Raw genomic sequence first — 14,201 nt, forward strand, 5'->3', positions numbered from 1 at the left:
AGGGAGATTGCCGGAGGACGGGGACAAAAGATCCGGTGGGCCACCGCCGAAGCGGTGACCCACCGGAGGGGGCGCGGACTAACCCGCTTTCACCGGCACGAGCCGGTGCAGTCTCGCCGCGCAGTGCGGAGCGAGCGGGACTTCGGCGCTGTCGATCCGATAGGCACCCGCCTCGCGTTCGAGGACGAACAGGTCGTCCTCGAACGCTTCGGCGCCCGGAAGCGCCGCGTCCATGAGCGCGAGACTTCCGTCGCTCTCCAGCACCGGTCCCTCACGCCAGACGATGGAGTCGAGATCGACCTCGGAGACACGCGCCCGCATCTCGTCCTCGGAATTCGCGTGCACCCACTGGACGATCAGAGAACGCGACTCCAGGACCGTGCTCGCCAGGGGTTCGTCCCCGAGGACCACCACGTTGCGGCCCGGCAGCAGGTAGCACTCCGACCGTCCGGCGTCCGTCCCCTCGATGACGAGATCGTAGTCACCCTCGTACCCCGTCCAGGTGGGAAGCAGCGACACCGGAGCCAGCAGGAAGGGACCACCGTCCGTCTCCAGCCATTCACGGCCCTCAATAGCCCTGTGCGTCATAGAGCCCTTTCATCACCGACTTCAAGCGGCCTGCCCAACCACCCTGTCGACTGCTGCAGGGGCGGCACTGCGGGTAGAGCCGCTGGGGCGTGCCGTCCGGAACCCAGGAGCTGATCGGCTGGTGGTCGGGGACGAACCGGCCGTTGCCCCCCGGGTCGAGCGTGCCGCAAGTATGGCATCCGAACCGGAAGCCCAGCTCGTCGATCTGGTCGTGCTCCTCGTCCGTGAACCGCTGCGACTTGCTCCGGGCGGGAATCGACTCGCCGGCGTAGTTGCCGATGGGGCATACCTGCTCCGGGTCGCTGCGCCTGCTTCTGTTGTGGACGAGGAGCGCCTCGTCCTCGGCCAGCACGTAGTACGTGTGCAGCTCGCTGACGGTGAGGTTGTGCACCGTGGCTGTCGGCTCGCTCCACCGCACCACGGACGTGACCCGGACCCGCGTCCCCTCGCTGGTGCTCAGCCACTGCCCCGCCGCGAGGTCTTCGGCCCGCAGCCACTCCCCGAGTTCGGGCACCCAGAAGGGGTGACCGTCGGTCGCGGTGACCGCCGCCGTCTCGGTGCCCTTGTCGCCGTCGGTGTCGACGGTGACCTCGACGAGGTGCTTGAGGCCCGTGCCCTTGATCTCGGCGGTGACGGTCTCGGTCCTGGTCTCCCCGGTCTCCGGGTCGGTGGCGAGGACCTTGTCGCCGATGTCGACGTCCTCGATCCGCTTCGTCGAACCGTCGGCCATCAGTACCCGTGTGTCGGGCGTGAAGCTGTTGCACGAGGAGGCCGCGCTCTCAGCCGCGTCGGCGGCCTTCTTGCTCTTGCGCCAGTCCTTGAACCCGTTCCACAGCTTCTTGCCAAGTCCCACGACGCGCTTGCCGAGGGCGTACGCCTTGTCGAGCCGGTACCAGTACTTCGACACGAGCTTGCCGACCGGACCACCGCCGATCAGCGAGGTGACGACGTTCACGGCGGTCGCCCCGCAGGAGCCGAGGCTGCCCGTGGTGAAGCAGTCCAGCGCGTCCGTGATGCCCAGCTCGTCGGCGATGATCTTGCCGAGTTCCTTGGCGATGGCGATGGCGCGCTGCTTGGCCGCCTCCTCCTCCGCCCGGGCGTGGTCCGCCTTCGCCTGGGCGGCGGTGTAGGCGTTGCCCGCGGGGGCGACACCACCTGTGCCGTCGGCGTTGGCCGCCACCGCGCCGCGCTTGTGGCCGGTCGGCCACGGGCCGCACTCCTGCCAGCCGCCCACGCACTCCGCGAGTCGCAGTCCGGAGGCGTCGCTGAAGGTGACCGGGTTGTTGTTGGAGTAGGCGTAACCGTTGATCTGCTGCGGGTCGGTGTAGTCGACGATCGGGTCCGCCGAGACGAAACGGCCGGTGTCCGTGTCGTACTCGCGAGCCCCGAGCGTCGTCAGGCCGGTGGATCCCTGGACGGTGCCGCCGACGAAGCCCTTGTCGTTGACCCACCCGGTCGCGGAGGACGTGGAGTCGTCCCGTGCGTTGCCGAAGGGGTCCGTGCGGCGGCGGGTCGTCTCGCCCGTCCTCGCGTCGACCGACAACTGCGCGGTGCCCTGGTGGTCGGCTGCCAGGAAGCGGACACCGTCCGCCTCCCGCATCGCCACGGTGACGGACGCGAAGGTGTAGTAACGCGTCGCCGTCACGGTGGACGTCGACTTGGCCAGGTGGAGCTCCATGCCCGGCAGGTAGAACGTCTTCTCGTCGGGGGCGTCCCGCACGATCCGCTGTCCCAGGGCGTCGTAGGTGTACGACGTCACGGACCCGTCGGCGTTCTCGACCGTCGTCAGCTCGCCCTGCCTGTCCCAGCCCAGCGACTGGGTGTCCCCGTCCAGGACCCGCGTCCTGGTGTTGCCCGAGGCGTCGTAGGTGTAGGTGTCCCGAGAGGTGATCTGCGGGGTCGTGGCCGTCGCCGTGGTCGTCTCGGTGACCGAGGACACCGTGTGGGCTCCCGAGGCCGCTCCCGCGGGACCGGAGCCCTCCTCCCCGTACGCGTACGCACGGGTGGACGTCGGGCCGCCGTTCAGTCCGTGCCGTACCTCGCTCGTGCGGTTGCCGATCGAGTCGTAGCCGTACTCCGTCCAGTACGGGGACGCTCCCCCGACCGTGGTGGACGACGCCCCCGAGGAGCACGCGGTCTGCGAGGCACCCGTGCCCGACGCGCCGCCGGGTGCCACCGACGACGTCCAGGCGTCCGTCAGCCGGCGCAGACCGTCGTACGCGAAGCACTGCACGTCCCTCGTGCCGCCGGTCGGGGTGTCGGCGATGGAGAGGATGTCGCCCACCGCGTTGTAGGTGTAGCTCGCGTCGTAGGCGACGCTCGACGCGCCCTCCACGTCCGTCCGCGTGCTGGTCAGCCGGTCCGTCCCCCGCTCGAACGTGTTCGTGATCCACGTCTTGGGAGCGGAGGCGTCCCCGGTGGACAGCTCAAGCTGTTCCAGGTTCGACGTCGGGGAGTAGGAGACGTCCGACACGTAACTGCCGCCGCCCAGCGACGTGTTCAGCGCCACCGGGCGTTGCAGTTCGTCGTACGAGTACGACAGCGCCTCGCCCGCCAGACCGCCTGCCGCCGGCAAGCCCTGCCCCTGTACGGTGCCGTCGTCGTTGTACTGGGTGGTGAACTCGTAGGTGCCGCCGAGCTGTGGCTCAGCCGTCTTCGAGAGGAAGTACTTCGTCGAGACCGGCTTGTAGTCGTTCTCCGGGTCGAGCGTCGGATAGGTCACCGACGAGTGGACAGCGCCGTCCTTGTAGGTGTAGACGCCGTACAGCTCGCCCTTGGCGACCGTGTCGTACCGGGTGACGGAGAGCCTCGTGCCGGTGGTGGCCTCGCCGTCCCAGGTCGAGACCGGGCGGCCCAGTTCGTCGTACACGGTCGACGTCCTGGCACCGTTGACGGTGGACGAGGTCTGCCGGTCCAGTTCGTCGTACGTGAACGTGGTCTCGCCCGTGTCCGGGTCCACCGCCGACTTCTTGCGGCCCAGCTGGTCGTAGGTGTACGACCATGTGTTGCCCTGGTCGTCCGTCACCTTCGACAGCAGGCCGGCGTCCGTGTACGCGTACGAGGTGGTGACGGCGCCACCGGAGGCCGGGTGCTGGATCCGAGTCGTGGTGCGATCCCGCGCGTCCGTCACGACCGTCGACTTCGTGCCGCCGGCCGGCGGTGTCGTCGTGACCCGGTCGCCGCCGTACGTGTATGTCGTGCGGTGCTTCTCCGCGCCCTGCACCTTGAAGAGGGTCGCGGTGACCCGCCCCGCCCCGTCGTACTGTGTCACCGTCTGCGCGTCGAGGTCGGCGTCGACCGGCTCGAAGAGCGTGGCGGCGGGGGCGCCCGCGACGTGGTAGGTGTCGTTGACCTTCACCACACGGCCGGAGCCGTCGTAGAGGGTGTCCGCGACCATACGGCCGCCGTCGGCGCCCTCGGTCTGTTCCTGACGGGGCCGCAGAAGGCCGTCGTAGAGAGACCACTCGCTGCCGTACGACGTGCCGTCGTTCTCGATCCGCTGGGTGTGGACGGCGGTCGGCGCGTCGTCTCCGCGGACCAGGTACTGGTACTTGATCGAGGCGCTCAGCCCGATGCGGTCCGGCAGCCAGACGGAGGTGAGTCGGCCGAGCCCGTCGTAGGCCAGCTCGGTCCGCTTGCCGTTCTGGTCGACCTTCGCACGGGGCAGGCCCCACTGGGGTGCGTACTCGGTGGACGTCGTCCAGCCCAGCCTGTTCGTGGTCGTCGACTTCGTCGCCAGGCCGAAGGTGTCCGTGTAGGTGGTCGACGAGGTGTACGCCGTGCCGGACGACGCCGTCTGGGCGTCCTTCGCCACCAGAGGGCGACCGTAGTCGTCGTACGTCGTCACGGCGGTCGTCCGGTACGTGGCCGTCGTGCCGTCGTGCGCCGACAGCTTCTTCGTCATGGTCGCGTCGCCCTTGGTGGGGGCCGCGCCCAGGGTGGTCGAACCGTCGTAGTGGGTCAGCTCGTCGGAGATGACGTCGGTCTTGCGGTTCGGCGTCGTCGAGCAGTCGACGCCGACCTTCTCCACACGCGAGACGTACGAGTAGAGGTGGAGGCTCGCGTTGTCGGCGTACTCGGTGCGGGTGCACTCGTTGTCGGCGACGCCCACCTCGCCGGCGTCGTCCACCCGCACGGCGCGCCCGGTCCTGTCGTCGTAGGACGTCGTCGACCTCAGGTGCCGCCAGTTGCCGGAGCCGAGGGAGATGTAGGTGTCGACGGAGCCCTTGTCGAGGTAGCGCGCCCGGCGGGTGCCCCAGTCCTCGACGCGGGTGGCCGTGACGTGGGTCCAGGGCAGGGTGACCGCGCGCTGGGTGATGTCGGAGCCGTTGTAGGTGATCGTCTCCAGCTCCTGGCCGGCCTTCCAGTCGGAGTCCTCGTAGGAGGTGCCGGCGGAGTCCTTGACCGTGGCGGAGCGGGAGTCCCCGTCGGCGTCGACGTCACCGTCGAGCCCTCGGAAGAAGATGTGCTCGGACTTGGTGTTCGAGGCGGAGTTGGTGCCGTCGGAGGTCTCGACACGGACCCGGCCGTAGCCGCGCCAGTCGCCCCAGGTGCGGAACTCGGCGGTGGTGATGCCGTCGGGCCTGACCTTCCGCCAGCCGGCGTCGCCGAGGTAGGTGTACGAGGTGACCTTCTCGGCGTTGCCGCCGGTGAGGTCCTGCTCCACGACGGAGGCGACGACGTACTTGTGGAACCAGTCGACGATCGGCTTCTCGGCGCCCGGTGGGCTCCACTTGACCGGGAAGCAGCGCTTGGTGGAGGAGTCCTCGGCGGGCAAGGTGCTCGACGTGCACTGCGTGCCCGCGTAGTTGACGCTGAGGACCCCACCGGTCTCGTTCTTCACCGCCGACAGACGGAAGCGGTGGAAGGGCTGGAGGTTGTCGCCGGCCACGTCGACCCGGCTGGCGAGCTGCTGTCCGTAGAGCTCCACGGACGGCATGGGGACGTCGGTGCCCACCTTGCCGGTGTGGTCGATGGCTTTCAGCCACAGCGACTTGGAGCCGTCACCGTTGTCGGTGAAGTCGTGGGAGAGGGCCCACTCGTCGACCGCCGAGTACGTGGAGTCACCTGTGCGGATCTGTGTGGTGATCTTCGTGAGCTTCTTGCGGGTCCAGAACGTCGGCGAGTTCTGGCCCGCGCACTTGGTGTCGGCCTTGCAGTTCTGGTCCCAGGGCACGTCCGGCCAGTCGGCGGCCGTGGCGTCCGTCAGGTCGCCGGGCTCGCAGTCGGTCAGATCGCCGATGCAGCGCTCGGCGGTGGTGAAGACGACACGGGCGGACGGCTCGGTCGAGTAGACCTTGCCGGCGCGCTGACCGTAGTCGATCCGCTTGAGGTACCCGCCGCGGACATACGCCTTGCCGTTCTCGCCGGTCTTCAGACCCTGCGTGTAGTGGTTCGTCTCCTTGCCGTAGTAGTACGACATGACGTTGCCGTGCGGGTCGATGACGTGGTCGAGGTTCCAGCGCCATGCCTGCGTGCAGTGGGCGTTCGCGAAGGTCGCGTCGAAGCAGGGCTCGCCCGAGTCGTCTCCGTACACGGGGACGGTCCAGGTGGATGCGGTCTCCTCCTTGCCACTGCTGTGACCGGGGAGGCGGCCCAGGCCGAAGAAGTACTGGGTGCCGTCGGTCGTGGTGACCTTCCAGTGCTCACCGTTGTTGTCGCCGTTGACGGCGTCGGTCAGCTTTTCGACCTTGGAGTTGTCGTCGCCGCTGACCCGCCACTCCCCGGTGGTGTCGTCCTTGACGATCTCGCCGGAGGTGCCGCCCGCGAGGGACAGCGTGGCGTTGTCGTACGCCCAGCACTGGTCGCCGTACGTGTCCTCGTGACCGTCGTCGGCGCAGGCCTTGTAGCTGCGCTCGATGAAGCCGGGCTCGTAGGTGAAGCCCTGGCCGATCCACGAACCCTGGTTGTTGGTGGCCGCGGTCTGGCCGTCCACCGACTGGGAGTTGTAGGAGAGGCCGACCTTGGGTTGCGAGCCACCGGGGACGGGCGGCGTGGTGAGCGGGTACGACCAGGTGAAGGCGCCGGACGAGGTGTCGACGCCCCACTCGGAGGAGGCCTTCAGGCTCGTCGCCTTGTAGTCGCCGCCGTCGCCCTCCGCGCCGGCGGTGGCCGCCAGCACGGTCGCCGAGGAGGTGCTCGCGGTCGCGTCCCGCATCAGCTGGGTTCCGGTGCCGGCCGTGTCGCCCGCCGCCGTGACCTTGGCGGTGAGGGTCTGCCTCGCCGCGTCGTTGGTGCTCTTCAGGTACGTCGGCGTCGAGCAGCTCTTCTTCTCCGGCGTGGTCAGCACGCACTCCGGGTACTGCGCGAGGCGCAGCCGGGAGCCGTACCCGCCGCCGAACGCGTCCGCGAAGGCCGAGTAGTCCAGGGCGACCTGGGCGGTGCCCCTGCTGTCCTCGCCGTCGGCGCGGGCGACCGTGAAGAGGACGCCGTCGACTCCGGCCGCGGTGGTGGCCTTGCGGCCGAGGACCTCTACGCGGAGGGAGTCGGCGGCGTTCTTGCCGCCGGTGGCCCTGGCGGCCAGGGGGAGGCCCTCGGCCCGGGTGGCCTTGTCGCTCGTGAGGGCGACTTCGGCGGTGGCCGCCCTGGGCCAGGTGGTCTTCTCGGCGTCCTTGACCGCGGCCTTCGCGGCGCCGTCGCTCTGCCGGAACTTCTCGGGCTCGGCGTTCTTGCCGCGGACCGGGTCGTCGAGGTTGGTCTGGGTCCCGGGCTTGGTGAGCCCGTCGTCTGCGGCCAGGGCCTGGGGGGAGTACTGCGGCAGCAGGCCGATCGACAGCGCGAGGCCGAGCACGAGCGCGGCGCGGCGCCGGCCGGTGCGCCAGGCCGGTCTCGGGGACCGGTACCAGGGGGGCGAGGACATGATGTCTCCCGTCAGGAGGGGATCGGGAAGGAGAGGGGGTGGGGCCGAAGCGCTCTGTGGGAGGGGCGTTCGGTCGGCGCGCGGCCGACGGCCGGTGGGGGTCGCTCGCGCAGTTCCCCGCGCCCCTGAGAGGCGGGGGCTGCGCCCCGTGCCTCTCGGCCCTCAGGGGCCGTGTCCCTTGGGGCGCGGGGAACTGCGCGATCAGCCACGGACGGCCGGCAGTCGACCGACGGCCGTGTCGGCTAGCTTTCGCTGATGCTGGAACCCGCCGGCATGACCGCCACCAGCGTCACCAGGGACGCGTCCAACGGCCCCTGGTACATGCGGACTTCGTCGACCGCCCCGGAGAAGTACTCGCTTCCGGCCGTTCCCGTGAGCGTGCGGCCGACCTGGAGGCTCGTGGTCGTGAAGTCCCACGTGTTGTCCCAGGGGGCCTCCGCCACCGCGACGCCGTTGACGTAGAGCAGCACGTCACCGAAGACCGCGTTGTGGACGAGCGCCAGATGGTCGCCGTCGCCCTCCGCGCTCGGCAGGTCGCCGTGGTCGAGGACCGTGGTGACCACCGGGGCCGTCGCGTCCGCGTCGGTCACCTTCAGCTGCCAGCGGTTGCTCGCGGCCAGGTACTTGACCGTGATCGCGCTGCCCCTGGCACCGGACAACGAGAGCACCGTCTGGTCCGCGGTGGAGCCGGTCGAGGCGAGCCGGGCGCGGGCGGTGAGGGTGAAGCTGTCCTCGGCGGAGAGCACGCCGGCTGCCCGGGTCGCGTAGGCGTTCGTGCCGTTCAGCGCCAGGTGCCCGTCGCCCCACAGCGGCTCGGCCGGGGGTACGCACTCCGGGTCGGCCTCGGGGTCGCAGGAGTCGTCGGGCAGGTAGACGGAGGCGCCGCCGCCCAGGGTCAGACCGGTGCCGCCGTCGACCTCCGGGGAGATGCCGGACGCGGACACGTCGAGCGGCCAGTACGCGAGCTGGCGGGGCTGGATGCCGCCCAGCTCCTGACCCTCGGCGGGCGGGATCACCCGATCGTGAATCTTGACGTCGGCGACCGTGCCCTTCAGGTGGCCGAGGTAGCCGTCGAGGGCCAGCTTGCGGCCGATCTGTACGGCGCCGCCCGCGTTCCAGGTGGTGCGGCGGGCCTGGACGTCGTCGGCGACCAGGACGCCGTTGACGTACAGCATCATCTTGCGCTGCTCGGCGTCGTAGACCCCGATGAGGTGCGTCCAGCTGCCGGGGACGGCGGCGGCGCCCGAGACCTTCCAGGTGCCGAGCGACTCGATGTCCCCGTACGGGATGCGGAAGGTCCACGACGCCGAGTCCACGTCGTAGCCGAGCTCGAAGCCGGGCTGGGCGGTGCCGTCCTGGCTGACGACGGTCATGTTCTCCTTCGGCAGCGAGGGCAGCATCACCCAGGCGCCGACGGAGAAGGTCCTGCCGGTGTCGACGGCGGGCTCGCCCGCGTCGAGCCAGGCGTTCTCGGTGCCGTCGAAGGAGACCGCGGTGTCGGCGGAGCCGAGCGGTCCCCCGGCGCCGAAGGTCACCCCGGAGCCGGCGGTGGCGTCGGGCGCCTCCCCGCTGCCGGCGGCCTTCGTGGAGCCCCTGGCGTCACCGAGGGTCCAGGCCGCGACCGGCGCCCGGCCGTCGCTGACGAGGAAGACGTGCACCGTCGGGGTCTTCTGCGCGTTGCCCGCCCCGTCGACGGCCGTGACCTGCAGCGCGTACGTGCCCTCGCTGGGAGGCATCCAGCGGATGGTCGCCGGACCGCCGACGGACTCGGCGGCCACCGTCCTCGGGGTGTTCACCGCGTGCGGTCCGGTGAAACGGTACGTGTACTTGGTGACGTCGGCGGAGGGCGAGTCCATGGTGAAGCTGCCGTAGTCGCCGGTGCCGACGTGCCAGGCCTCGTCGTCCGGGTACGCGGCGGAGGTGACGGTCGCCGACTTGGGCTGCGTGGTGTCGTAGATGAACTCGCAGCGGGTCTGCGCGCCGTCGGAGGACCAGGCGCCGTAGGCCTCCTGGTCGTAGCCGCGCACGGCCCAGCCGATGACGGTGTTCTTCGGGAGGGTGAAGCCGGGCTCGCCGTCGTCCTTGACGTCGCTGCCGATGGTGTAGAAGAACGTCGCCTGACCGGTCTGAGTGATCTTCTTGCTGACGTTGGTGGTGGCGCGCTGACCCGTCGTGGCGTAGTGCGTGACCGTCTGGCCGTCCTTCTCCCAGAAGACCTTGAACTGGGCCTGCAGTTTCTCGGAGTTGGAGCCGGTGTCGTTGTGGTCGTGGTCCTTGAGCACGACGCTGACGCGGGGCGCCTCGGTGACGTAGTGCTCCGTGGCCGCGCCGAACTCGCAGGAGCCACCCGGCTTCATCTGCAGGGCGTCCTGGTCCGGCTGCAACGGCGGCCGGTTGTAGGTCACTTCCAGGTGGGCATTGCCGCAGAAGCGCTTCCAGTACGAGACGTCCGACTCGTTGGCGGCCTTGAGGCGGAACGTGGTGGTGTCCCAGCCCTTGTCAGCCGCCGTCCGGATGGTGTCCGTCACGCCGAAGCGCACGTTCTGGTTGGTCGCGGTGCACGAACCGGCGGTGTCGGTGGGCGACTTGGCGGTGATCGTGTCCTTCGAGGAGGGCTGGTTGGACCAGTTCGTCTTCGAGCTGATGGCGCTGGCGCCGGTGCTGTTGACGCGGGCCAGCTGCACCTCGCGCGCGGAGCCGCTGTAGGAGTGGACCAGCGTCACGGCGAACTGCGCCTCGACGATGTCCTTGCCCTCGAACGTCCCGGTCGGGATGGCGAAGAACTGCCGCTTCTTGTCGCTGCTGCTGGAGCAGCGGAACGAGACGTTGGACGGGCAGAGGCCCACGCCCTCGTCGTCGTCGAACTTCCAGAAGGAGTCGGACGGGGAGTCGGAGGACACCATGGTCCAGCCGGTGCGGTTGGCGGTGCGGAACACGGGGTCGATGTAGACCGGGTACACCGTGTCGTCGCCGGTGAGCAGGTCCGCGTCGGGGGTGAGGGTGACGCTGTCGGAGTCGACGGCCACCGCCACGTCCTCGACGGTGGCGCCGTCGGGCGGTGTGATGTCCCCGCCGGGGGCCGCGGGGGCCTCGGCCTGCTCGCCGCTGCCCTCGCTGGAGTCCCACATCAACGGCTTCGGCGCCTCGAAGACCGCGCCGCCGGAACCGCTGTCGGTGGCGGTCAGACCGCCGCCGGCGCTCTCCGCCAGCTCCACCGAGGTGGTGTCGACGGGGAGTTCGAGGGTGGCGAGGTCGGGGTGGGCGGCGGCCTCGGCGCTCTTGACCACGAGGACGTGGGAGAAGCCCTCGGCGTTCGCGGTGACCTTGAGGTCGACGCCGGGCAGGACGTCGCGGTAGGTCGCGGTGGAACCGTCGATCCTGGGCTCGGGCAGTGTGCCGGGCCAGTCGAGGGACAGGGCACGGCCGTCCTTCTCGATCTCGGCGAAGGTGCGGTCGCCGCCGCCGGAGAAGGCCATCGCGGTGACGGCGGCCCTGGGCGCGTACGTCCCGTTGTCCCGCTTGACCAGCGTAGTGTCGATCTCGGTCCAGACGCCGTTCTTGCGGGTGCGGACCGGCTGCACGTACTCGGTGACGGTGAAGGTGCCGTCCGGGTTGGCGACCGTCGTGCTGCGCTCGTCGCGCAGGCTGGTGATCTCGACCTTCTTCCCGGTCTTCGCGGCCCGGTCCTGGGCGGCGTCTTCGGTGAGGGCCGGGCCGGAACCCCTGCCCGCCTTCTCGGCGGCCTTGCCCGCAGCGGCGGTCGCGGCCGTGGGCTCGGGGGCGGGGGCGCCCCCGAGTGCCGTCACCAGCAGGGCCGTCAGCGCGGTGGCGACGGTGAGCGACCGGACCGGACGTCTGCCCGCACGGGAGGCACCCACCCCCTCTCCCGCACTTCTGTTCGAACGGAACGTCATCGCGGTGAACTTCCTGTTCTCCATGCCGTCCGTCACCCGACCACGCCGAACGAGACGCCGCTGTCGGGCAGTCCGCCCGATCCCGGCTGGTACGTGGTGGCACCCGTGCTGGTGGTGCCGTCGAGGTCGGCCCACGTCAGGACGTGGAGGACCCCCTTGGTGGTGCCGGACGCCTTGCTGAAGGGCACCCCGACATAGAGGTTGTTCGCGCCGCCAGTCAGCGACATGCCCAGGTGGTCCCGCCGGGTGGCGGTACCCGGCAGGCCCGAGCCGCGGGTGACCAGCCGGTCGCCCGCGCCGATCGCCCCCAGTGGCCGGAAGACCTGGACGGCGCCCGCGTCGGTGGCGGCGCCGACGTCCTTGCCGGGGATGCCGACGGCCAGCCGCACGGTGGCGGCGGTGGTGACGACGCTCGTGTCGGTGTTGGAGATGGCCACGCGCTGGCCCAGGAAGTCGCCCGCCGCGGGGTCGCCCTCGACGTCCGCCACCGCGGCGTCGATGGCCGCCGTCTCGGTGTACGTGCCGGAGGGCTGGATCCGGAAGACCGCCGCACCGCCCGCCTCGGCGACCGTGCCGATGTCCTCGCCCGGCGTGCCGACGGCGAGCAGGACGTCGGAGTTGTACGTCTGGTCGCTCGGCCGGTAGCCGGTCATGGCGATCGAGGTGCCGAAGCCGTCGTCGGTCTCGGCCGTGCCGGTCACCCCGGCGGCGTCCTGGTCGAATCCGGCCAGGGCGGTGGGAACGCCGTTCGCGAGGGTGTGGTTGAAGACCGCGACACCTCCGGCGAAGGTCTTGTCCTCGATGGCCTCCCCCGGGATGCCGACGCCGAAGTAGCGGTTGGTGCCGGCCACGGAGTAGCCGAAGCGGTCGTGGGCCTCGACGGTCCCGGGTACCCCCGGGTCGTTCTGGTTGACGGTCGTCCTGGTGCTGCCCTGGACGTAGTGGATGCAGCCGGCGTCCGCGTGGTCGGTGCCGCCGGTGACGACGTTCTCGCCGGGCACACCGACGACCAGGTAGGGCGCACCGCTCGCGGTCTCGCCGCCCTTGACGGACTGTCCGAACCAGTCGTACGCCTCGGTGGTGGTGTCGGCGTCCAGCCCCGACTGGCTGTAGCCCTCGATCACGGAGCCTTCGCCGATACCGGTGGGCCTGCCGTGGACGATGTAGATCGCCCCGGCGTCGACGAGCTTCACCCCGTCCTTGGTGATGTCCTCGTAGGGCACCCCGACGACGAGGTCGGTGCAGCCGTCGCCGTCGGCGTCGTAGGTGGTGCGGGAGGTGCCGAAGCCGTCTCCGGGCTCGGGCGCGGCGTTCATGCCGGGAGTGGCCTGCGAGATCTCGAAGACCCCCTTGCCGCCGCCCAGGATCACCCGTACCAGGCCGGCGCCCTTGACACCGCTCACCGTGGCGTTCGGGTCCGCGACGACCGTGTCGACGACGCTGTCGCCGTTGAAGTCGGTAGATGTGCCGGCCGTGCAGGTGGCCGCCGCGGCCACCCCGGCGTCGCTGGAGGGCAAGAGCCCCGATGACATGACGACGGAAGCCAGCAGGGCCAACCCCGCTGTGCGTGTGCGTATTCGCACAACTCACCCCTATATCCCCGTTGAGTGACCACAGCAACACCCCTGGCCACGTAAGGGGAAGCTAAAGGTGCACGTCATCTACATGTCAACCCCCCTTCCTCCATGGGCCATCCACAGTGATGGAGATGTTTGCATATGTCATCCTCGACCCCCGTCAAGCCGTTCAGGCCGGAAATTTCCGGCCAACTCGCTTACCCCGATTGACGGTTGTTCGCACGGGCCGCCTATAGTCCGGTTGCTCACGCAAGCAGGCCGTGTGGGCGCCCCCATGCCGTGGACGTTTCGGTCGGATCCCGTGCCCAGGGGACGACGTCGCCTGCCGTCAGGTCACTCGAAGGGCAGGTAGCCGTGCGTCGGCTCTGGGGTTGTCTCATTCTTTGCGTTGCCATCGTTGCCGCCTTGCTCGTCCACGACACCCGCGCCAGCGAGGCGGCCGACCGCAACGAAAGCTCCCACGCCTACGGTTCGCACCCCCGGCAGACCCTCGACGCCTACTGGAACACCGCCGGTGAGGACCGGGGCGGGGAGCAGCCGGGCATCGTCATCCTGCACGGCGGCCACTGGTACGAGGACACCGGCTGGGCCGGCTGGTCGCGCAGGTTCGCGGACGCCGGGTACGCCGTCTTCGCCGTCGACCACAGGCTGAATTTCGACGCCCCCTGGCCGGCCCAGCGGACCGACGCGCTGTCCGCACTGGAGTGGATCCGCGACCACGCCGCCGACTTCGACCTCGCCCCCGACCGACTGGTCCTGCTGGGCTCCTCCTCGGGCGGCCAGATCGCCACGGCCGTCGCCACCTACCGCTCTGGCGCCTTCCGCGTCGACGGCGTGGTGGCGCTGTCCCCCGTGAACGACCCGTACCGCGCCTGGCGCGACGGCAACGCCGGTGACGCGACCGCCAGGCAGCGCAAACTGCGCGACAACGCCACGCTGCTGGCCCGCTGCCACCCCGACCCGTCGGACAACTCCGCCTCCGCGCACCCCGGTTGCCGGGACACCTGGGCGGACATGGTCGTCAGGAACCGCGCCTCCGGCGGCGACGACGCCCCCATGCTCCTGCTCCACTCCGAGGACGACTTCGTGCCCGTCCGGCACTCGCTCGAACTCCAGACCGCCGAGGAGAAGGAGCACAACATGCCCGCCAACGGGGTCACAGTGGAGACGGTGGCCGGTTCCTCGCACGGCGGAGCACTGTTGAAGGAGCGGGGGGTCGCCGACCGGGTCCTGGGTTGGATCGCTGAGAGGACGCACTGAGCA

General features: G+C 70.1%; 5 protein-coding genes. 1 reads left to right on the forward strand and 4 read right to left on the reverse strand.

The annotated features are described in order from the left end of the window. Positions 1-78 precede the first annotated feature (78 nt). The 4 genes from ACZ9QC_RS15425 to ACZ9QC_RS15440 all read right to left on the reverse strand — a co-directional run bounded on the left by ACZ9QC_RS15425 (position 79) and on the right by ACZ9QC_RS15440 (position 12,878). Positions 79-588, reverse strand: coding sequence for an Imm21 family immunity protein (locus ACZ9QC_RS15425; protein ID WP_472920663.1), 510 nt, complete (start codon positions 586-588; stop codon positions 79-81). Further along, positions 569-7,447, reverse strand: coding sequence for a polymorphic toxin-type HINT domain-containing protein (locus ACZ9QC_RS15430; RefSeq protein ID WP_472920664.1), 6,879 nt, complete (start codon positions 7,445-7,447; stop codon positions 569-571). Before ACZ9QC_RS15430 ends, ACZ9QC_RS15425 begins: the two co-directional genes overlap by 20 nt. Positions 7,448-7,689: 242 nt before the next feature. After that, entirely contained in the window at positions 7,690-11,325 is a 3,636-nt protein-coding gene (locus ACZ9QC_RS15435; RefSeq protein WP_472920665.1) for a LamG-like jellyroll fold domain-containing protein, read from the reverse strand. A gap of 68 nt (positions 11,326-11,393) precedes the next feature. Further along, positions 11,394-12,878: an FG-GAP repeat domain-containing protein gene (locus ACZ9QC_RS15440; protein ID WP_472920666.1), complete on the reverse strand. Its 1,485-nt coding sequence runs from the start codon at positions 12,876-12,878 to the stop codon at positions 11,394-11,396. Positions 12,879-13,343: 465 nt separating this feature from the next. Here ACZ9QC_RS15440 and ACZ9QC_RS15445 point away from each other — a divergent pair, with 465 nt between their 5' ends. Then, complete coding sequence (locus tag ACZ9QC_RS15445; protein ID WP_472920667.1) at positions 13,344-14,198, forward strand: alpha/beta hydrolase; 855 nt, start codon at positions 13,344-13,346, stop codon at positions 14,196-14,198. The last annotated feature ends 3 nt before the right edge of the window (positions 14,199-14,201 follow it).

Source organism: Streptomyces sp. HUAS MS02, from assembly GCF_055702265.1.